Source organism: Lysinibacillus sp. FSL H8-0500, assembly GCF_038051955.1.
In the GTDB taxonomy this organism is placed as follows: Bacteria; Bacillota; Bacilli; order Bacillales_A; family Planococcaceae; genus Lysinibacillus; species Lysinibacillus macroides.
The window spans coordinates 482,112-503,882 of the sequence record NZ_CP150292.1 but is presented as its reverse complement, the minus strand read 5'-3'; the positions used below and the strand labels follow the sequence as shown (position 1 = coordinate 503,882).

The 21,771-nt window shown below is 36.7% G+C and carries 21 protein-coding genes; 8 read left to right on the top strand and 13 right to left on the bottom strand.

Going from position 1 to position 21,771, the window contains the following annotated elements; all coding sequences use genetic code 11:
* Window positions 1-85 precede the first annotated feature (85 nt).
* Window positions 86-1,765: a hypothetical protein gene (locus tag MHB44_RS02350; protein ID WP_341301426.1), complete on the bottom strand. Its 1,680-nt coding sequence runs from the start codon at window positions 1,763-1,765 to the stop codon at window positions 86-88.
* Window positions 1,766-1,887: 122 nt separating this feature from the next.
* Between MHB44_RS02350 and MHB44_RS02345 the strand changes: the two genes are divergently transcribed.
* The 4 genes from MHB44_RS02345 to MHB44_RS02330 all read left to right on the top strand — a co-directional run bounded on the left by MHB44_RS02345 (window position 1,888) and on the right by MHB44_RS02330 (window position 6,070).
* A complete protein-coding gene (locus MHB44_RS02345; protein ID WP_341301425.1) occupies window positions 1,888-2,538 on the top strand; it encodes a lysoplasmalogenase in 651 nt (216 codons plus the stop codon).
* A gap of 29 nt (window positions 2,539-2,567) precedes the next feature.
* A complete protein-coding gene (gene pepT, locus MHB44_RS02340) occupies window positions 2,568-3,797 on the top strand; it encodes a peptidase T (protein WP_341301424.1) in 1,230 nt (409 codons plus the stop codon).
* Window positions 3,798-3,917: 120 nt separating this feature from the next.
* Window positions 3,918-4,880 (top strand): multidrug resistance efflux transporter family protein, encoded by a 963-nt coding sequence (locus MHB44_RS02335; protein ID WP_053993304.1) that lies wholly within the window; start codon window positions 3,918-3,920, stop codon window positions 4,878-4,880.
* Window positions 4,881-5,359: 479 nt separating this feature from the next.
* Window positions 5,360-6,070 carry a Fe-S oxidoreductase gene (locus tag MHB44_RS02330; RefSeq protein ID WP_341301423.1) on the top strand — a complete coding sequence of 237 codons (711 nt, stop codon included), beginning with the start codon at window positions 5,360-5,362 and terminating at the stop codon, window positions 6,068-6,070.
* A 44-nt stretch (window positions 6,071-6,114) separates the two neighbouring features.
* On the opposite strand, the gene MHB44_RS02325 is transcribed toward MHB44_RS02330, so the two are convergent.
* Complete coding sequence (locus MHB44_RS02325; protein ID WP_341301422.1) at window positions 6,115-6,795, bottom strand: GNAT family N-acetyltransferase; 681 nt, start codon at window positions 6,793-6,795, stop codon at window positions 6,115-6,117.
* Between the two features lie 11 nt (window positions 6,796-6,806).
* Entirely contained in the window at window positions 6,807-7,919 is a 1,113-nt protein-coding gene (locus MHB44_RS02320) for a dipeptide epimerase (protein WP_341301421.1), read from the bottom strand.
* A 79-nt stretch (window positions 7,920-7,998) separates the two neighbouring features.
* On the opposite strand from MHB44_RS02320, the gene MHB44_RS02315 reads away from it, so the two are divergent.
* Window positions 7,999-9,240, top strand: a complete 1,242-nt coding sequence (locus MHB44_RS02315) for an HTH domain-containing protein (protein WP_341301420.1) — start codon at window positions 7,999-8,001, stop codon at window positions 9,238-9,240.
* A 49-nt stretch (window positions 9,241-9,289) separates the two neighbouring features.
* On the opposite strand, the gene nhaC is transcribed toward MHB44_RS02315, so the two are convergent.
* From nhaC to MHB44_RS02275, 8 genes are all read right to left on the bottom strand, one after another.
* Window positions 9,290-10,729, bottom strand: a complete 1,440-nt coding sequence (nhaC, locus tag MHB44_RS02310) for a Na+/H+ antiporter NhaC (RefSeq protein WP_341301419.1) — start codon at window positions 10,727-10,729, stop codon at window positions 9,290-9,292.
* Window positions 10,730-11,003: 274 nt separating this feature from the next.
* On the bottom strand, window positions 11,004-12,113 hold the full coding sequence (locus MHB44_RS02305) for an amidohydrolase (protein WP_341301418.1): 1,110 nt from the start codon (window positions 12,111-12,113) through the stop codon (window positions 11,004-11,006).
* 198 nt (window positions 12,114-12,311) lie between these two features.
* The gene (locus MHB44_RS02300; protein WP_162838593.1) at window positions 12,312-12,455 is read right to left on the bottom strand and encodes a hypothetical protein; all 144 of its coding nucleotides are present in this window, start codon (window positions 12,453-12,455) and stop codon (window positions 12,312-12,314) included.
* A gap of 381 nt (window positions 12,456-12,836) precedes the next feature.
* Window positions 12,837-14,879 (bottom strand): TRAP transporter permease, encoded by a 2,043-nt coding sequence (locus tag MHB44_RS02295; protein ID WP_341301417.1) that lies wholly within the window; start codon window positions 14,877-14,879, stop codon window positions 12,837-12,839.
* Complete coding sequence (locus MHB44_RS02290; protein WP_341301416.1) at window positions 14,876-15,388, bottom strand: DUF1850 domain-containing protein; 513 nt, start codon at window positions 15,386-15,388, stop codon at window positions 14,876-14,878. Before MHB44_RS02290 ends, MHB44_RS02295 begins: the two co-directional genes overlap by 4 nt.
* A gap of 127 nt (window positions 15,389-15,515) precedes the next feature.
* Entirely contained in the window at window positions 15,516-16,523 is a 1,008-nt protein-coding gene (locus MHB44_RS02285) for a TAXI family TRAP transporter solute-binding subunit (protein ID WP_341301415.1), read from the bottom strand.
* Window positions 16,524-16,769: 246 nt separating this feature from the next.
* Window positions 16,770-17,318, bottom strand: coding sequence for a superoxide dismutase family protein (locus MHB44_RS02280; protein WP_341301414.1), 549 nt, complete (start codon window positions 17,316-17,318; stop codon window positions 16,770-16,772).
* A 96-nt stretch (window positions 17,319-17,414) separates the two neighbouring features.
* Window positions 17,415-18,185, bottom strand: coding sequence for a 3D domain-containing protein (locus tag MHB44_RS02275; protein ID WP_341301413.1), 771 nt, complete (start codon window positions 18,183-18,185; stop codon window positions 17,415-17,417).
* Window positions 18,186-18,483: 298 nt separating this feature from the next.
* Here MHB44_RS02275 and MHB44_RS02270 point away from each other — a divergent pair, with 298 nt between their 5' ends.
* On the top strand, window positions 18,484-18,663 hold the full coding sequence (locus MHB44_RS02270) for a YjfB family protein (protein WP_341301412.1): 180 nt from the start codon (window positions 18,484-18,486) through the stop codon (window positions 18,661-18,663).
* Between the two features lie 58 nt (window positions 18,664-18,721).
* Here MHB44_RS02270 and MHB44_RS02265 read toward each other — a convergent pair whose 3' ends face one another.
* Together MHB44_RS02265 and MHB44_RS02260 are read right to left on the bottom strand one after the other, a co-directional pair.
* Window positions 18,722-19,657 carry a GGDEF domain-containing protein gene (locus MHB44_RS02265; RefSeq protein WP_341301411.1) on the bottom strand — a complete coding sequence of 312 codons (936 nt, stop codon included), beginning with the start codon at window positions 19,655-19,657 and terminating at the stop codon, window positions 18,722-18,724.
* Between the two features lie 241 nt (window positions 19,658-19,898).
* Complete coding sequence (locus MHB44_RS02260) at window positions 19,899-20,339, bottom strand: hypothetical protein (RefSeq protein WP_341302905.1); 441 nt, start codon at window positions 20,337-20,339, stop codon at window positions 19,899-19,901.
* Between the two features lie 172 nt (window positions 20,340-20,511).
* On the opposite strand from MHB44_RS02260, the gene MHB44_RS02255 reads away from it, so the two are divergent.
* Together MHB44_RS02255 and MHB44_RS02250 are read left to right on the top strand one after the other, a co-directional pair.
* The gene (locus MHB44_RS02255; protein WP_341301410.1) at window positions 20,512-21,150 is read left to right on the top strand and encodes a YfbR-like 5'-deoxynucleotidase; all 639 of its coding nucleotides are present in this window, start codon (window positions 20,512-20,514) and stop codon (window positions 21,148-21,150) included.
* A gap of 105 nt (window positions 21,151-21,255) precedes the next feature.
* A complete protein-coding gene (locus tag MHB44_RS02250; protein ID WP_341301409.1) occupies window positions 21,256-21,723 on the top strand; it encodes a zf-HC2 domain-containing protein in 468 nt (155 codons plus the stop codon).
* Window positions 21,724-21,771 lie beyond the last annotated feature (48 nt).

Below are 21,771 nucleotides of genomic sequence, written 5' to 3'. Positions count from 1 at the left end.
CCCATTTCAGAGGTGTTTTATGTTGTCTTATAAAATTAGGTTAGTCCACTTCACACTATACGAAGATCGCCTTTTGTTATTTTCTTTATTGTAATCCTTTAATGATTAGCGAGCGAACAGGTAGGAATTGCTCACCTGTATCACCATATGTGAGAATGACCTCGTCCCCCTCTTGTAAATAAATAGCTAAAGGCTCTGTTTCAGCACTTACTAAATAATTTTCACCATTCTCTAATAAGAACGATACTATTGTAAAATCACCTAAACGTTCTTTATATACACGTAATACTTTTCCGCTAGCTTGCTTTTCCTCTACATGGGAACTCCCATCCACAGTATTTCCTCCACGGCTTAAGGCTGTTTTATATAATTTAAGTGCCTCTTTAGGTGTTGTCGCATAAACGGAAATTTCAGGATTTGCTGCTGATACAATAAAATAATTTTGTAAAAAGCCATTGGAATCCAATACAGCTGTTAACCAGCTTGCTTCACCGTAGAAGTTATACAGCACTGGCATTTCACCAGTCCATTTTTTCTCAATAAATTTCTTTTCAATAATTTGCAAATTACCTTGAGAATCCATATAACTTGAATCTTGGTTTCCTGTATAGTATGTTGCATTCCCTGTTCGTGCATTCGTTAAAGAATAGCCCAGCATTGAGTCTACGCCCTCTTTTGGGCTTGTAAAGTCTGTAAAGTAATACATATCACCCTTCTCATCGAAAATTGGGCTAACATTTGATTCTGTTCCTTCATCAGAAGGAATCTTTACATCCTTTTTCCCAAACATGCTATTCCAAAATCCATGAACATAATTACCAAAATAACTATTTTGTAAGCTCACTGTCTCTGGTGATACAGCCCCATCAATAAATTCTGGTATGTCGTCTAGTTTAACCACTTCAGATTTCCCTGTCAGTGCGTCAACTAAGACAATGCCTTTTACATCAAAGCCATTACGCGCTGAGATAAATTCACCATATGAGCGAATATAATACGGCTTTCCTTCATCATCCACCTCAAGCTGAACATCTCCATAAAAAATTAGGAATGGGTGCTGTAAGCGAATATGACGCTCTAAATTCGCATTTAAGTACGCAGAAGGAACATATTTCATTTCCTCCTTCACAAACCGAGGATTATCTGCCGAATCTGTCGCACTCATAATAAAGTAACCGGGCGTTGTATCGCCATTCATCCATTTAAAGAATCCTGAAAATTCAACGGGTGCAATATAGACATATTCACCCTTCACCTTTTGTATTTGAAGACGCCCTAGCTCATAGTAACTAGTGTTTGGCACTTGCCCAAAGGCCTTTTTCATTTTATTACGCGCAAATTTCGGGGGAACGCTTGCAGGTGTCTGCGTTTCATCGAATGGTTTGATCTCTACTTCTTCCTTCATTTCTGAGGACTCAAACTTTTCATTAGCATTCCATAAAGGCGCCGATAATACATATATAGCAACACCTAAACTTGCTAAAAATAAAATGCCCTTTATTTTTCGTTCAATCCCACTAGCAAGCAGAGCACCTAAAAATGTTAATAAAATAATCGCAGGCCAAAAAACAAGCCAGTTTACATCAATTTTTGTTATATATAAAGTGATACCTGTCCCTAAAAAGCCTAGTACAAAAACACCGATAAAAAAGTAGCCAATTATCTTTTTTGATTTTCCATCTTCTCGTTTCTTTGTAATAAGCGGCGTGACTAACACACTCGCAATCAATGCAATAATAGCCGAAGCTATTAGCAGCTTAGTCATTTATTTCACCCTCTCTTTAACTCTCTGTCTACTTATTTACGGCTACATGCGAAAAAAGTTTCATACATAAATTGTATTGAATAGCCTTTATCTTTATAACAAAAGGAAAGGAGCGAACTATTTTGATAAAAAAATATTTGATCACATTCATTGTATTATTTAGTCTTTACTATATTTTTGGTTATTCTTCTATTACTGAAAGCTTAACGCTGATTTTTAAAGTGTTACCAATGCTATTGATTATTATATTAGCTATTTATGGAAGGGCAGTTGCGCTTCAAAACTATCGACGACTAATTATCGCAGGACTTATTTTTTGTATGATTGGCGATTATACACTACAGTGGTTTTTAGTTGGACTAACAAGCTTTCTCATTGGGCATATTTTTTATATTTTTGCATTCGTCACTTTTAATAGGCGACAAGTACCTACTTGGGGAAAAATTATATTACTGCTTTATGGAGCTAGTATGACGATATGGATTGCTGGGTCTGTCTTTACAACAGGTGAAACAATACTTGGTAGTGCAGTGATTGCCTATATTTCGGTGATTCTCATAATGGGGTGGTCATCTATTAAAACTGGTTCTACCTTGGCCACTAGTGGCGCCCTGCTATTTATTGCTTCTGATTCTTATTTAGCTATTAATAAATTTATCATGCCACTACCTTTTTCTCATGAGATCATTATGCTGACTTATTATAGCGCTCAGTTACTTATTGCTTTAAGCACCCTTCAATATTCCGAAAACCGAAGTAAAGTGATACAATAATGACACATACACATTAGGAGGCCATACTTATGAAAGAACAAGTAATTGAGCGATTAATTCGCTATGCAAAAATTGATACACAATCAGACTTCACAAGCGCGACTACGCCTTCCACACAAAAGCAATTTGATCTGTTACATGTCTTAAAAGATGAGCTTGCTGAAATTGGCTTAACAGACATTACATTAGACGATAATGGCTATTTATTTGCTACATTAGAGGCAAATACAGCTAAAGAAGCGCCGACGATTGGCTTCTTAGCCCATGTGGATACAGCGACAGATTATACAGGAACAAATGTAAAGCCGCAGCGCCTAGATAATTACGATGGTGGCGATATTCAGTTAAATAAAAACCTAGTTATGTCTCCAGTCGATTTTCCAGAGCTAAAAAATTATGTTGGTCAAACACTAATTACCACAGATGGTACTACCCTGTTAGGTGCAGATGATAAGGCAGGTATTGCTGAAATTATGACAGCAATGGAGTACCTGATCCAAAATCCTTCTATTAAACACGGCAAAATTCGTGTAGCCTTTACTCCTGATGAGGAGATTGGCCGAGGTCCACATAAATTTGATGTGGCTGCATTTGGAGCAGACTATGCCTACACAATGGATGGTGGACCACTTGGTGAGCTGCAATACGAGAGCTTTAATGCGGCTGGTGTCAAGGTGGTTACAAAAGGCACAAGTGTACACCCTGGCTCTGCAAAAAATAAAATGGTAAATGCTATTACAATGGCTATTGCCTTCCAAAATGAAATGCCTGCTGATGCCGTTCCTGAAAAAACAGAGGGCTATGAAGGATTTATTCATTTAATGAGCTTTAATGGAGCGATCGAGCATACAGAGCTATCTTACATCGTACGTGACCATGATCGCCAAAAATTTGAAGAGAAAAAGCAATTAATGCTTAATGCAGCAGCTAAAATCCAAGCACAGTTTGGTGAGGATGCCTTAAGCATTACAATAGAAGATCAATACTATAATATGGGTGAAAAAATTGAGCCTGTGAAAGAAATTGTTGACATTGCTCGTGCTGCAATGGAAAAATTGGCTATTATCCCAAATACTCTACCAATTCGTGGTGGTACAGATGGCTCCCAATTATCATATATGGGCTTACCAACACCAAATATTTTTGCTGGTGGCGAAAATATGCATGGTAAATTTGAATATGTGTCTGCTGAAACAATGGAAAAAGCAACACAAGTAATTATTGAAATTGTTCAGCTCTTTGAACAGCAAGCAAAATAGTCTATAATTTTATTACGAAGAAAGGTTTTTTCCTTTCTTCGTCATTTTTTCAGTACTAATTACTGAATTTTCAAAATTACATACGGAGTGTAAGATGCAACTCCAATTGAGGTGATCGTTATGAGAGAAATTGCATTAGGCATTTTAGCTTCTCTGTTCTTTGCTGTTACATTTATTTTAAATCACGCAATGGAAATGCAGGGAGGAAGCTGGCTATGGAGTGCATCGCTACGATATTTCTTTATGCTCCCCTTTTTACTGGTTATTGTCTTTTATCGTAAAGGCTTTTCACAGCTATCCGGGGAAATGAAAGCACAACCTATCGCATGGCTACTTTGGAGCTTTGTTGGCTTTGTATTATTTTATGCACCATTAACATTTGCAGCGGCATTCGGCCCAGGCTGGCTTGTATCGGGAACATGGCAATTTACAATTGTTGCTGGGGTATTATTAGCGCCCCTCTTTGTTTCCGTTATTGCTGGAAAAAAGATACGTCAAAAAATTCCGTTAATCTCCCTACTAATTTCATGTGTGATATTAGTAGGTATTTTACTTATTCAAATACCTCAGGCACAATCTGCTTCATTTAGGAGTTTAATGCTTGGTATTTTACCCGTTATCATCGCTGCCTTTGCCTACCCTCTTGGGAATCGTAAAATGATGGACATTTGCGGGGGACGTATTGATACCTTTCAGCGTGTACTTGGTATGACAATCGCTTCAATGCCAGCATGGATTATTATGGCTCTTTATGCCATGGTAACAGTTGGTCTTCCATCAATAAGTCAGATGTTCCAATCTTTACTTGTTGGAATTAGCTCAGGGGTTATTGCAACCATCTTATTTTTTATTGCAACAGATCGTGTAAGAGACCATCAAGGTAAACTAGCTGCTGTGGAAGCCACACAATCGACAGAAATACTGTTTGTCATTATTGGTGAGGTATTACTACTCGGCATCGCCTTCCCAAGTCCTATTGCACTTGCAGGCCTCGGTGTTATCATTATCGGGATGTTGCTGCATAGCTACTATACAATGATATTAGGGAAAAAAAGTGTGACTCAACAATCCACTTCCTCATAACAGTCCATGCGAATGGGCTGTTTTTAATTTTCATTAAGCAAGTTTCTATGTTGATCACCCCGCTTTTCTGATTTATCGCTCAGCCTTTTAGGATTATCGTTAAACCTTTCATATAAAAAAGACGACTCTATCCTATAAATGGATGAGCCGTCAAGAGATTTTCACGTTCCCAAAAAATGAGGGGGGTTTTAGGAGCGTAATCATGAACTAGCAAACTTCTGGAGAAAAGTAGCTAAAGTTCATCCTCTCTACACTGTATTGTAGAGGAGGAATAATCTTTATACGATAATGATAATCATTATCAATTAAATTGTCAACAATAATCTTAAAAAAATTTTTTATCTATCATGTAGAGAGTTAATTTCAATTCATATATATCCTATGTGTTTAATGCATTTTACTATATTGCATTCTATTTGTGAAGCAAAAATGATTACTTTATAATTAAGGAAGAGAAGTTTAAAGAAAAGAGGATGACCATGCCAGCTTTAACGATGGATCAAGTGCAACAACTAAACTCTTATAGTATTTATACAACTGAACCAAAGCGGACTTTATTTACATTGGCTGATATACACAAGGACTTTTACCATCCTGATTTTTTAAACCTGATGATGGGCATTACAGATGCAGCAACAGAGACCGCAGCTATTTCTCACTTTGCTCGTCGTTATGGTATGTTTTTTGCCATGCAATTTTATATGCTTGCTGCCTATGATGAGGTGTGGGAGGGTAAGCCAATTGAATTGCGCTTTGATGCCGCAAAAGAGTTTAATAGCTTTACCGTTGCCATGTTTGCAAATCCCAATGATTGGCGTTATGTCGATGAAGATGAGCGGCAAGCTGTGATTGAAAAAATTCTATACGATGGTCATGTGATTGTGCAACAGCTTCGAAAGGTCACATCCATCTCCCCTCTAACAATTTGGGAAAACTTCTTTGGTTATTTACTTTGGCATTATCATGTATTGCTAGCCAATCCTGGTTTTGCTGACCAAGCAATGGAGGATATCGAAGCCTTAGAAAACCCTAAAACATGGGCACGCTTCTCCAATAAATCTTGGTGGTCTCAATATACAGGCAATCAAAGCCCAACAAATCTAGTGAATGTGCCTGTACGAAAATCATGCTGTTTTTCCAAGGATATCCCTGGTCTAATGGCTTGTGGCTTTTGCCCAATGAAAAAATAAGAACCTTATCCTTCACTAAAACGAAATGTGAAGGATAAGGTTCTTTATTTTTCATATACAACAAACCAATCATTATTTTCTTCAAACATAGCTGTGCCTAAATAGCCTTGCTTTAGCAGCTGTTGCTGGGCTGCTCGATCTCTCATTGATACTGTTTGTTTATCTGTAAAAACAGGCTGCTTTTGACGTAAATCTTTATAGAAAATATAACGTAGTTTATCGACATATTTAATTTTTAAGCCTTTAATCACAAGCCCTTGAGAAAATTTATCCTTTAAGCTTGGAATATTATAAGGCTTCACGGTTGAGCATACATAATCGTATTTCTCTAAATCAATATGGCTCATCACCACTGCTGCTAATGTTTGCTGTAAGCCATAACCGCGATATTTCGGGGAAACATTGGATATTTCCTGATATAAAACCCGATGGAACTCATGCTCTGCAATGCCACAGTCATATCCAAGATGCTCATCATCAACAGGAGGATTTAATAAAGCACGAAAGGCTATCAATTCCTCCCCTACATACGCGCCGATCATCATACCATTGCCATTTAAAATATAGTCAAATTCTTCCGTCGTTAATGGCTGTAAAATCGTTTGGTCTGCTAATGCTTGATAAACCTCCATCTGTAGCCTCTCAATTTGCTGTAAATGCTGAGGTGCTAATTGTCTAACATAAAATGGTGTTTCACCAAGCATCCCTGTATAAAGCTTTTCCATACACTACCCCCTTAGGCTGTGACAACTGCTGAGAATTTACATAATTCCTGAATTACAGCTTCATCTACATCTACACCTAAGCCAGGCTGTTCATTTAAGCAAATAAATGGTACATCATAATGTAGATTGCCCACATCTTTTGAGAATTTAAGTGGTCCTGTTAATTCAACACTCGTCATAATCTTTTTTGAAAATGCTACATGGAAGCCTGCAGCAGAACCTACAGAGGACTCTACCATGGAGCCAACCTGACATTCCATACCTGCCATTTCAGCCATCACAGCAAGCTTCATAGCAGGATAAATGCCCCCGCACTTCATTAATTTAATATTTACTTTATCGGCTGCACGTTTAGTAATAATTTCACGCATTTCACGTACACCACGCAGCCCCTCATCAATCATCAATGTTACATCCGATTTTGATTTAATCTCAACCATTCCATCAATATCTTCACTATTAACGGGTTGCTCTAGCCAATCAATATTCAGGTCTTTCATAACGCGTAAGCCCTGTAATGTAGTGGCTGCGTTGCCCCATCCTTGATTAACATCAACTCGAATCGCAATATCCTCCCCTACACGTTCACGTACTGCTTTAATACGAGCAACATCACGCGTTACCTCTGTTCCTACCTTCATTTTAAATGAACGGTAGCCCATTTCTACACGCTTAGCCGCCTCCTCTGCCATAGCTTCAGGTGTTCCAATACTTAAGACATGTGTAATTGGGAATTTTTCATGATAGCGTCCACCTACTAGCTGGTATACAGGCACGCCTAATGCCTTCCCTGCAATATCGAAGCAAGCAATATCAATAGCTGCCTTTGCGGCTGGTACATCCTTGACAATTGTATTCATTTTATCATGTAGCTTTTCAAATGCCATTGGGCTTTCTCTAATAACGGCAGGCGCTAGATGATTTTTTAATACCTCATAGGTACTTTCCCATGTTTCACCTGTGACATGCTCATCTGGAACGGCTTCTCCATATCCAACAATACCTGTATCAGTTGTCACTTTTAAAATAATGGAAGGCATTGTATCATATGTAGCATAACTAATAATAAATGGTTCAATTAGTGGTAAATGGATAGCAAAAATATCTATTTTTTGGATTTTCATAATCATTTATCTCCTTATTACTTTATTAGTCGTTAATATGTCGCTAATTGCTTAAAAAAATAGAAAAGGAACGATGCCCATGTCTACGAAAATAGCGATTATTTGTTCTAAAGCCTTTATGCAACGTATTATTAGTATCGCACAAAATATAACTGATATTCAATTAGAATTTTATTTGTACAATCATCCTGCTGAAGCACCTGCCTTATTAAAACAAATTAAACCTTGTGATGCTCTGTTACTTGGAGGAACACTACCTTATTTATATGCCCAGTCATTACTTTCGGAACTACCAATACCTTGGAATTATCTTAAGCAGGATGAAACAGCTATTTCTACAACTTTATTATCACTAGTAGCTAAGCACTCGCTACCCATCCACCGAATTTCAATTGATGTGATGAATCCGAAATTTGTTGAGAATGTTTTAACTGAAATAGAATATGAAGGTGAAGGACCCTATGTTCAACATATTTCCATTACAGAGCCAATTGAAACTATTTTATGCCAGCATCTAGCCTTATGGCATGCCAAAAGCATTGATTTTATTATTACAAGTATTCATAGTGTTTTCGATGAATTACAAAAACAGCAAATTCCTGCTATGCGCATGTTAGATACAACGAATACTATTATACAAAGTCTCGAGGAAACCAAATCAAAATCACTATTAACCAAATCTGAATCCGTTAAGGCAGTTGTTGGCTTGTTAGAAATTCCTGAAGACACTTCCGTTCAATCGACGATTATCAATCATATTGCTAAGTCCACCTTTTCAACCTATAAGCAAACTGCCTCGCACTCCTTTGAGCTTTACACAACTGCTGGACATTTACAAAAAGCATTGGAAAAGGGCAACTTGGAAAAGCTTATTCAGAAAATCAATCAGCCTTTTAAACTAGCATTTGGTTATGGTCACTCTATTTTAGAAGCCACACAACATGCTCAACATGCACTAGCATTTACAAAGTCTTATGAAATTTATGTTCTCGATGAACATAAAAATTTATTAGGGCCTTTTCCAAATTCTGAAGGCAAATTATCTTTAAAAACGGATGATCCTTATGTTTTGCAAATGGCAAAGCTAACAAGCCTAAGTCCATTAAATATTTCTAAAATTATTAATTTTAGCCGTGAACGACAATCGGCTCAATTTACAGCACAAAATCTTGCTGAATATTTACAAGTGACACGACGCACTACTGAACGTATTATTAAGAAATTAGTCGATACAGGCTATGCTAAGGCTGTGGGTGAAGAAATGACACATCAGCAAGGCCGTCCACGTACCATTTATGAATTAAACTTTGCTACATATTAAAGGCAGAATTCTCGTAGATGCATAGATGTCTACGAGAATTCTAAGCTAATTAATCAGCCGTTATCATATGGTCAGCTTCCTGTTCCTTTTGACGCTTTTCAGCAGCTGCGATTTCTTCAGGTGTTAGCTTCACAATCGCAAATCCAATATAACCATAAATAATTGAAATAATCGGCACTACAAAATTCAGAATAGCATATGGTGCATATTCCATCGCACCTACACCTAAAGTTGCTAAAATAAACACACCACATGTATTCCAAGGGAAGAATACAGAAGTTAATGTGCCTCCATCCTCTAATGCACGCGATAAATTTTTGGAATGAAGTCCGCGTTTTTGATAGGCATCTGCAAACATACGCGATGGAACAACAATTGAAATATATTGCTCAGAGCATGTTGCATTTGTTGTTACACATGCCGCAATTGTTGAAGCAATAAGACTACCTGTAGATTTAGCAAACTTCACAATCACATCCATCAGCGCTTTTAACATGCCTGAATACTCTAAAATACCACCAAAAGTCATAGCAACGATGGTCATTGAAACCGTATACATCATAGAATCTAAGCCACCACGGTTAAATAAATCATCCACCATATGATTACCTGTCGAAATTGTAAACCCTTCCTGCAATGCATGTACAGCACTTGTAGCTGTACCACCCTGTACAAAGATTTGTAATAAGAAGCCTGCTACAATACCAATGATTAATGCTGGAATCGCTGGTACTTTTTTAGCGACCAGTACAATAACGCCTACTGGCACAAGCAATAACAACGGAGAAATTACAAAACTGTCCTCCATCACCTTTAATGTTGTTAAAATTTCCTCTGATTGCATAGAAACATCCGCAAATTTCCTACCCATAATTGCAAAAACAACTAGTGAAATAATCAATGCTGGAATTGTTGTATAAAGCATATGCTTAATATGATCAAATAAATCTGTACCTGTTAGGCCTGCCGCTAAATTCGTTGTATCTGATAACGGTGACATTTTATCCCCAAAGTATGAGCCTGAAATAACCGCACCAGCAATCATTGCCGCTGGAATACCCATGCTTAAGCCAATCCCCATACCTGCGACACCAATTGTCGCCATCGTTGACCATGAACTACCAATCGCTAAAGATACGATTGAACATAACACCATAATTGTAACTAAGAACCATGCTGGAGAAATTAACTTTAAGCCATAGAAAATCATCGTTGCGACAACGCCGCCACCGATCCATGCACCAATTGTTAAACCTACTAAAATAATAATAACAATAGCAGGTAAAGCAAGACGTATTCCTTTATACATCATTTCTTCAATTTCTGACCATTTATAACCATGTAATTTGGCAATAATTGCTGCTACAGTTGTACCGACAAGTAAAGGTACGTGAGGACTTTGCTCTAAAACAACTACAGTAATAAGCATTACAATAATCATAATAGCAAAAGTCAGCAGTGCCCAACCTGCATTGATATTTTTTTTCATCTTTTCATCCCCTTTTTGCACCAAGCACTATTTCAAATTTTTAAAGACGCAAATATTTTTTTACGTTTTTTAGCTTAATATTCAAAAAATTAAAAGTCAACGCAAAAAAATTATGCTTCTCGAGCAAATTTCACTATTTTAGCGTAATAAAACGCTTCCAAGCAGCACTTAAAAACCAAGTAAACCTTTGAATATCCATGTATTTTTAAAAGTGTTCATACAAAAAGCTATATGAAAAAACGTTACATTTTTTCATATAGCTTTTTTAAATTTTTTATTCCGGTTTTTTTTCTAATACACATGCAAGCACTTTTGCAGCATCTATGAGGGCACTCCGATCAAAGGTCATCTTGGGATGATGTAATCCTGGTGATAAGTTTGCCCCTATTCCAATCATTGCCGCTTTTAACTCTGGTTTTTTTACTGTATAGAAGTGGAAATCATCACTACCTGGTGTAGTTATTTCATCTGCTAGATGCTCCTCACCTAATGTTTCAATAATTGCATCCTTTGCCATTTTCGCAGCAATCGGTGAAACCTCAGCACCTGGTGTAAAATCAAGCCACTGCCACCCCATATTTATATCAAATTGTTGCTGGATTGATTTCAAACCAGCTTCAATTTTACTGCGTAGCCATTCAAGTTGCTGATTATGTTGTGCCCGAATGTCCATTGAAAAACTAGCCTTACCAGGAATAATATTGGTACTACCACCATCTGCAATAATTTTTGTTAGCTTTGCAGAATGCGGTTCAAACGGTGATAGATGAATGCTATGTAGCATTTGTTGGACAGCCATAATTACATCAATTGCATTTTTCCCCTGATGTGGTCTGGCACCGTGCGCGTCAACCCCTTGAATGGTTCCCTCTAAAAAGTAGGCTGCACCATGATGGATAGCTGGTGAAACCTTACCAAGTGGCAATTCTTCAATTGGTCGTAAATGTACACCAAATAAATGTGAAACCCCTTCAACCGCTCCATGGTCATAGGCTGCACATGCACCATTCCCCAGCTCTTCGGCGGGTTGGAAAATAAAACGTACACGATGCTGTAATGGTTGGTCTTTCAGCAGTAATAATGCACCAAGTACCATTGTGATATTCGCATCATGACCACAGGAATGATTCGCCTGCCATACCCCATCCACCTCTTGCCACAATGCATCCATATCTGCGCGTACCGCCACCATCTCATCGCCTGTTCCGATTTCAGCAAGTAGTCCAGGAACATCACCAAATAAACGATATCCTACATTCAATTCATCCAATATCGAAGCAATCTTCTTCGTTGTCTCAAACTCTTTCCAGCTTACTTCTGGATATTTGTGAAAATGATCAAACCATTGATAAATGGTCTCCTCTATTGTTAACACGTTTGTCATCACTACACCTCTATACGCATTTTTGTTTTTCATTATACATGAATCTATTTAATAAACACATATCTACCTTTAGACCTATCTAATCAAAAAAACTTACTATATTCAATAGATATGCCTCTAACCATCCATTTAGTCATCCCATAATAAAAGGGCTATGTTAAAAGTGATCCACTTTTAGCATAGCCCCTTCAGTCAATCTTATAAACTTGTAAAAAAACCCTCTGGATACTCTTCATAATGTACTTTAGCTGTTTGTTCCTCCTGTTTTTCTTCCTCATCTTGAAAGTCGAACTCCTGATCCATCAAGTATGTTTCAAATTTTGAGTTTAATAATTTCCCCATTATAATCACTCCTTAATTTATTGAATTTTCTGATAAAATAATTATACAATAAGAAATTAATAAAAAGCAATGATTTATACGTATTATGCATTATTTATATCAAACATATCTCATAATTAGATTAAAAATAAATCTATATACTGTTCAAATTTATTTCCCTTCAACCCATAAAAAAATCTGCTCAATTTTAGTTGCTAAATTGAGCAGATTTATATTTTACTTTACAACAAAAATAAGCTAAAAGCACTAATTAATTTCATTAAAATTCTAAAATTTTCTGCCTGTGCCCTCTCTTTCTTCAGCTTAAGCATTTCATTATTACATGGAAATAATATTTCATCCTGTTGCTTATAGGAGATTTTACATTAAAAATTTAGTTTTTTAAGATACTGGAACACCTGTTTTATTATCCGTATTATCATGATGATTGCCCTTTTTATGCGATAAAAATTGAATGATTAACATCACAATAAAGATGGCTAAACCTGTCCAATCGGAAAATTTCTCTGGATAAATAAGTAATAGTCCCGCAGCAATAACGATGATTCTTTCAAACCAAAATAGTTTACGATACCAATAACCAATCACCCCTGCACCAATTGCTACCATTCCAGTGATCGCCGTAAATATTACCCATAATATTTGTGGTATTGTTGTATCAATCATTAATAAAGCTGGTGAAAAAACAATCATATATGGAATAATAAATGCCGCAATGGCTAGCTTTGCTGAGTTAACACCTGTTTTAATCGGGTCACCACCCGAAATACCTGAAGCTGCAAAGGCTGCCAGTGCGACTGGTGGTGTAATGTCCGCAATAATCCCAAAGTAGAACACAAAGAAATGAGCAGATAATAGTACAACTACTGGAACTAATTCCTGTGGTGTGTTTGGTGATAATAATGCGACAATCGCAGGTGCGGCAATTGTTGATGTAATAACATAGTTAGCCGTAGTAGGCGCTCCCATACCAAGAATTAAAGAAGCAATCATGACAAAAATTAATGTCAAAATAATACTACCACCAGCTAAAGCTACTAAACTGTTAGCTAGACTTAAGCCAAGTCCTGTCTTTACAACAACACCTACAATAATTCCAGCACATGCTGTAGCTGCCACAACACCTAGAGCAGTACGAGCACCTTCTACTAATGCATCAATCACATCTCTAGGTTTTAGACGTGTTTCCTTGTTAAACATCGTTACACCAATTGAAATAACAATCCCATATAATGCGGCATGCATAACTGGTGTTCCTGTCAGCATCAATATTACAATGGCGATAATCGGCAGTAAAAGATAAATCTTCTTAAATACTTCTTTTCTATTAGGCATTTGATCATCCCGCAGACCACTTAAGCCCACTCGTTTCGCTTCAAAGTGTGTCATAATCCATATACCTGTAAAATATAGAAGTGCTGGAATAGCGGCAGCCTTTGCAATATCCCAATACGTAATACCGCGACCAATAAACTCGACCATTAAAAATGCCGCTGCTCCCATAATTGGCGGCATAAGTTGACCACCTGTTGATGCTGCCGCTTCAACTGCACCTGCGAATTCCTTTCGATAGCCTAATTTTTTCATCATTGGAATTGTATAAGATCCTGATGTTACTACATTTGCTACAGAGCTTCCTGAAATTGTACCTTGCAGCGCACTGGAAAACACAGCTACCTTTGCAGGTCCACCAATTAATTTACCAGCTAGTGAGACTGCTAAATCATTAAAATATTGGCCTACTCCTGTTTTCACAAGAAATGCTCCAAATAGTAAAAATACAAAAATAAATGTGGCTGATACACTAATTGGTGTACCAAATATACCATCTGTTGTAAAATACATTAGGTTCACAATGCTTTCTAAGTCCTGTCCTCTATGTGCCATAAAAGCTGGGAAATACGGGCCGTAGTATGCATAAACTAAAAAGCCAATTGCAATAATCATAATAGGCAATCCCACAGCACGTCGAGCAGCCTCCAATACTAACACAATTGCTACGAGTCCGAAGATAAAATCTAATTGTGTTATAGACCCATTGCGGTTCACAAGCTCTGTATAATTCATCGTCCAATACGAGCCTACCCCAATAGAAGCCAATGCTAATAAATAATCAAACCATGCAATTTTATGCTTTGGTGCCTTTTTACGAGCAGGAAACAATAGAAAAATAAGTGTTAAACCAAATCCTAAATGGATCGTACGTTGAATCTGAGCTGGAAATTGCCCAAAAATGGCTGTATAAAGCTGGAATAATGAAAATGCTAAAAGTCCAAAGAAAATAACATGTTTCATAATACCTGATATATTTCTTACATTTGATTCGATATCATATTTTTCAAGTATGGCTTGTTGCTCTTCAGCAGAAATTTGTTCGAACTCTTCTACTTTTTCTTCTTTTTGTGATTTTCCCTTTGCTGTCATTTCATCCTAACTCCTTTCCACTGTTCGTAGAATGATAATCGTTTAATTTGAAATAAATAGGATTTTCCCCTTTGTAAATTTTCTTTTAAATTATATTCAACATCTTGATAAATCAATACAAGCTCTAAATCTAAATCCCCTATATAAATAGTAAAATTATCAATTACCTTATCATAAAAATGTAGAAAATACTTGCCGTCTTGCTGGGTTAGTGTTTGATTTTCTTCTGCATAGCCAGGCATACCAATTGCTAAGTCCTCATACTCCATCTCTAACATTTGTAAACGATTACCCTCTACATATTGATAAGTTTCCAACACATCTGATTGATGTATGGAATGTGTATATCTAATTTGAAATTTCTTCTCTGTTGTAAGTGGTATGTAGCACTGTTTTGACTGTTCCGTACGTGTTTCTGTAAAGACAAACACCTTTTGAAGAGGAAGAAATAGGGCAATGCCTAGGCAAAAACAACATAAAACCGCTATCATTAATGTTCGCTGTCGCATTTTATCCATACCCCACTTTAAAAGCTATTCATCTATACTTGCAGTAAGAAAGAGGCTCGAAGCTTTATGCAACCCGAACCTCTTTATGTTTTAGACAATCGTCATTTATGTTTAGATCGCTTTACTATTATTTTTTCTCATCAAAGTATTTTTGAGCCCCTGGATGTACATCAATGCTAATACCATCTAAACCTGTTTCTGCTTTAATGAACTCTCCCTTAGCATGAGAAATTTTATCTGTATTATTATAAATAGCTTTTGTCATTGAGTAAACAACATCCTCTGGTAAATCCTTTTTCACTGCTAACATTGCAAGCACAGAAACTGTTTCTACATCATTTGCAATACCATACGTACCTGCTTTTACTGTATCTTTCGCATAGTAAGGGTATTTAGCAATTAACTCATCCGCTTTACCAGCATCTACACCAATAATATTCACTTTTGTTGTAGCATTTAAGGATTCAACAGCTCCTGTTGGTGTACCTGCTGTAATAAATGCTGCATCGATCTGTCCTGATTGTAAACCATCTGTTGACTCACCAAAGTCTAAATTTTGAGCCTTGATATCATCCATTGTTAAACCATGGATTTCAAGCAATTGCTCGGCATTTGCATAAGTACCTGAACCTGGTGCACCTACAGATATCTTTTTCCCTTTTAAATCTGCATACGTTTTAATGCCTGAAGCTTCAGTTGTTACTAATTGGATTGTTTCAGGGTAAAGCGCACCTAAAGCTGCAATTGTATCAATTTTATCTCCTTCAAACATTAACGTTCCTTCAGTAGCGTAGTAGGCAATATCTGTTTGAACAAATGCAATTTCACCTTTATCTTTTTCTTTTAAAGCAGTCATATTGGCAGCCGATGCTTGTGATACCTCAGCCGTTGTTTTAATACCTGTTTCTGTTGTAATTAAATCAGCAAACGTACCACCAAGTGCATAGTAAGTCCCTTGTGTTCCACCTGTTAATAAGCTTAAAAATTTAATGTCAGACGTCGGCTTATCAGATGAGGCAGAATCATCTCCACCTGAGCTCTCCGGCTCACTTCCACTATCCGATCCACATGCTGCTAAAATAAATAGCGCAAAGATACTCAATAGCATCAATAATTTAAATTGCTTTTTCTTCATAAATAACCTTCCCCCTTTGGTTAGAATTAAGAATCTACTTAAAATTATCAAATATAGTATAATAATGTCAATCCATTTATAGAAAATTTAGTCTTTTATAATTATATTTCTTTCTTCATTCCTACTAATTTACAATATTCGTTATTCGTCTAATTACCCCTTTTTTTCTACAATAAACCACTATTTCATCATATATAAAAATAAAAACTGTATCCTACAACTTGCAGATACAGTTTATCTCTTATTTTATTGAATAACACCACAAGCAATTCTTGCTCCTGAATTACCTGCTGGGTCTGTTTTATAATCATCTGCTGATTCATGAATCACAATGCTGCTACCATCACTATCTAATAATGAGTTTGCTTGATCCTTTTGCAAAGTAAGCCCTTCCGCTAAGAAGGTTAAATCTACATTCCCATCCTCACCAATCTCCAAATTCGGTAGATCGCCTAAGTGGTAGCCTTTCGGGTTTAGCTTACCATGCTCCTTATTGGTTGGGTTAAAATGCGCACCTGCTGATTCAAATTTAGGTGGCTCACACTTTCCTACCTCATGAATATGAATACCATGTGTACCTGATGGTAAACCTGATAACGCTAACGTCAGCATTACGCCATTACTCTCTTCCTGAAAGTAGACATTTCCGTAACTTTCATTATTAGCTCCAATAACTTTTGCAGTAGCTGTTAGTTGCGATGCATTTACAGGCACCTGCTTCTCCTTCTTATCAAAGAAACTACAGCCACCAATAAAGACTAATAAAGAAAGACTGATTAAGCTTAATTTTTTCATTCACAATACCTCCTTTATTTCTGATGGTTGCCAACTTCACCCTTACTTATGCAACATAAAAGGGATTTCTTCACATTTAAGAAATCCCTCACCCACCTAATCTAAAACTTTCACTGTTACTGTTTTAACACCCCATTCGAGTGCTTGTCCCTTTGTTGGAATAAATACATCAATTTTATTTCCCTTAATTGCGCCGCCTGTATCCGCTGCTATTGCTTCACCATAGCCTTCCACCCAAACCCTTGTCCCCAAGGGAATTATACGTGGGTCTACTGCAATCACCTTTAAGTTTGGATTCGAGCGAATATCCGTTCCATTTGCTGTAATACCAGAGCAGCCCTCACAATATGCCGTATAAGCAGTAGCACGCATCGTAAATGTTTGGCTAGCATTATTTGCTGGAACACTTACAGGCTGTGTTTGTGCTGCTGTCACAGAATTTGTAGAAGGTCGCTCAACAGCCTTAGGCTTTGCCTTTGCTGCCGAAGCTTTGATAGCTAAGCTTTCACCTGCGTAAATTAAATCTGAGGCAAGATGATTCCATGTTTTTAATTCATCTACTGACACATTATTTGTCCGTGCTATAGAAAATAATGTATCCCCTTTTTTAATCATATACTGACCCTCAGGCATATTTGTTAGTTCCGTCTTTTCTTCCTGTGCCTTTTGTTCTAAGGACAGCCCTAATGACTCCATTTCGTTTAATTGTTGAAATTCACCAACCGATAGATTATAAATTTGCGGAATGGCCCATAAAATACTGCCTGGTACATTCACCATTATTTTAGCGTCAGCTGAGGATGGACTAGCATACAGGCTGAAACTAAAGGACAACGCTACTGCTATAGCTAATGTTTTTTTCTTCATATTGCGTAATACCTCCATCATTTTATTATTTTTTGCAAATCTGCTACAAGCGCACTAGAGTTGAATATTCTATTATGCAAGCAGCAACCAATTCACAAATTGATAACTCAGGATTATCTACCTGATATTAGGAATTATTACTATAAAAGCGGAAAAATATACAATTTCGATGATTTTTTTAGCCATTTAAATGATTTTAGAGGAACCATCATATTGTTGGAGCGATTTTAAGAGGAATTAAATTTTATATTAGCTATTCAAATTTTTAACCGATAAAAGAGAAAAGGAGGGATGTAATATGGAAATGAACTCACTAATGTCCACACAGTTATTGGAGCTTCAACAAACTGTCCAAATGAGTGTAATGCAGAGTGCACTAAATGCAAATACATCTGCCGCTCTCGAATTGTTAGAAGACATGCCTCAGCAACAAGCACCTCATCCTTATAAAGGATCAATGATTGATATTTCGATTTAAGGCAAGCAAAAAGCATGCTAGTCAATGACATAGCATGCTTTTTGCTTAAAACCCCCTGTTATTTAATAATCATTTGTCTCATATTTTTCACTACACATATACAATTTCTTCCTGAATGCTTTGCCTTATACAAAGCATGATCGGCAATTTCTATTAATTGATTAGGACTTTGGATGTTAGGTGTAAAGGCTGTTATGCCAGCAGACATGGTTACGGGCTTACCGCAGACTGTTTCTTGTAAAGCTTGTTTAATACGTAAATTTTCGGCTAACTCTACAGCATCCTCAATTGTCCCTAAAGGTAGTATAATTAAAAATTCTTCTCCACCATATCTAAAGCACATACCTTGCTCCTGTGTACGCTCCTGCATATGATGGGCAAAGCCTTTTAGTACTTCATCCCCTACAGTATGACCATATGTATCATTTATATGTTTAAAATTATCTAAATCAATTAAGATGATGGCATGGGGCACTTTATTGATAATTAATTCATATAAAGTTTGATCCATTTGTCTACGATTAGGGATACCTGTTAACGCATCTAAATTCAATTGATTCGTTAAATCCTTAATTTTACTTTCTGAGCAAATCATCATATTTTGCACGTTTTTTTTCAATAGATGTGCTTCATAATACCAAGCCCCAACCTTCTGGACCCCTTCTCCTCGTTCTATAGCTGTTGTGAGGACTTTTAAGGGCTGGACAATCTTGAGCGCAAACCCTATCACAAGCGCCAATATAATAGCTATAGGTATAATGATTGGAACAATACTTTTTTTAAAAAATAAGCTAAAGGAAACAACACTATTATTAGCTGTTTGCTCCATAGTAGAAGTATTCTTTGTTAGATTTTGTAGATCGTCTTCAGTCATAGATGAAATTTCATAAAAGCTTCGATAGCTACTCCAAATACTGACGCTAGATGTGACGAGCATCACCATTATCGCCATACCCACAATAAGAAACGATAACTTTAACTTGAATTTACCCACAATAAATTATTTCTCCCACCTGAGATAATTTTTTCGTTAATTCTTATCCTTATTTCAACCCATAAACCTATATATATTTATTCAATCATCATACGCCTTAGTACTTAAAAAAAACTTAATATAACACCCATATGCTTTTCCCTAGAAAAATTAAATAACTAAAAAGATAATACTAACTACTTAAAGTTTTCTTTTATAGATTCTCAAGCAAAAAAAATCGCACTCTCTAAGGGGTGCGATTTTACCAAATTATTGGCTTTGCTACCATGAGCCATAGCATAATAAGCAATAACACAATATACATCCATGTCTTTCTCTGTAAAAGCGAGACAAATTGTTGGTGGTGATAGACTGGTGTATGGAACGTGCGTAATGTTGGCTTAAAGGCTCTCGCCAAAAATACAATAGAAGCAAGCATCACAAGAAAAGTTAATACAACCCAGGAAGTATTCCATGCATAACCAGCATGCCACATTAATAAAATACCAGATATAACAAGAACATGTCCTGAATGCTTAACAATCGCAATAGCTCCCTGAAAGGCTTCTATATAGGGAGGCATTTCAGCATTGGGAGCTATACGCATTTTTTTTACAATCATTAGCATAACAAACAAAGGCCCAATCGAAAGGACAGCACTTAAAATATGTATATAAAGAAGAAATGTATAAATTGAAAACATCATTTCGGCTCCCCTCTTAAGCAGTCTCCACCATTATAACATCCAGCAAAAGCTTGCTTGATGGGCATTTGTGAATCCTTTGTAAACATAGATTGAAACATTGTTAAATTGTTTGAAAACAACACAAAGAGGGTAAAGATTATAGTAACATGCACATATAGAACAAAAAGGAGTGATTTTTATAGGAATTCATCAATTTTTTACAAGTCTAAATGATTTAGAACGTATTATTCGTTGTCCTGGCCGTTTCAAGTTTGAAGAGCATAATGTAGCAGCCCACTCTTGGAAAGTTTCCCAATATGCTATGTTCTTCGCTACACTAGAGGAAATGCATGGAGCAGAGGTTGATTGGAAATCCTTATATGAAAAAACGATTAACCATGACTTTGCTGAAGTATTTATTGGAGATATTAAGACCCCTGTAAAACATGCAAGTCCAGAGCTAAAGCAAATGCTAGCCCATGTGGAAGAAAAGATGATGGAAAAATTCATTGTCAACGAAATTCCGCAAGAGTTTCAGGCTATTTTCTTTGAACGTATGAAGGAAGGTAAGGATGATACGTTAGAGGGTCGTCTGCTGGAATTCGCGGATAAGCTGGATCAATTTTACGAGGCTTTTGCAGAATTAAAGCGTGGTAATACAGATAAGGAATTTGTTTATATGTATCAATCAGCTCTCTCTAAGCTTTTAGCCATTCCGCTTGAAGCAACAGTCCGTTATTTCCGTACTGAAATTTTAAAGGATGCTGTCAAGGAAAAAACGCATATTGATATTCAAGCATTAACAAATGAAGTGCTTACAGCAAACTAATAAGGTGCATGTACAAGTTTTCCGAATGAAAGAAAAATTCACGGAAGGCTTTTTTTATTTTCTTATAAAAAGTCGTATAATTAGGAGGAGATGGGAGGAAAGGTTTTGTCACAAACATGCGCCATTATAAAAGATTTATTACCACTCTATCAAAAGCAAATGCTCCAAGCACCAACAAAGGCATTTGTCGAGCAACATTTAGCAAGTTGCCAGCAATGTCAGCAGTTCGCTAGCTCAAAACACATCGCTCACCACGATTTACCAATGAAAAGAACCTTAGCTTTTTTTCATATTATATTTATTGTGCTGGCTTTTATGTTTGCCCTTAATTCATCCTTGCTCGGCAATCAAAAGGGCTTTGTAATCTCCTATGCAATTTTCGGTTGCCTTTCTTATCTTTTCTATAAAAATAGTTGGATTGTGGTTATCATCAGCTCTGTACCTGTATTTGTTTGGGCTATTATTCATAATCTGTATAATGGGCTTTATACGACTGCCTCCTCCCTCACAGCAATCGGCACATTGCTAGTTGGTGCAAGCTATATCGCTCTTTTACATACGATTTCGCCTTAATCGGGGCCGCTTTTGCTATTATGATGCGTAGAGTTACAAGGAGGTAGT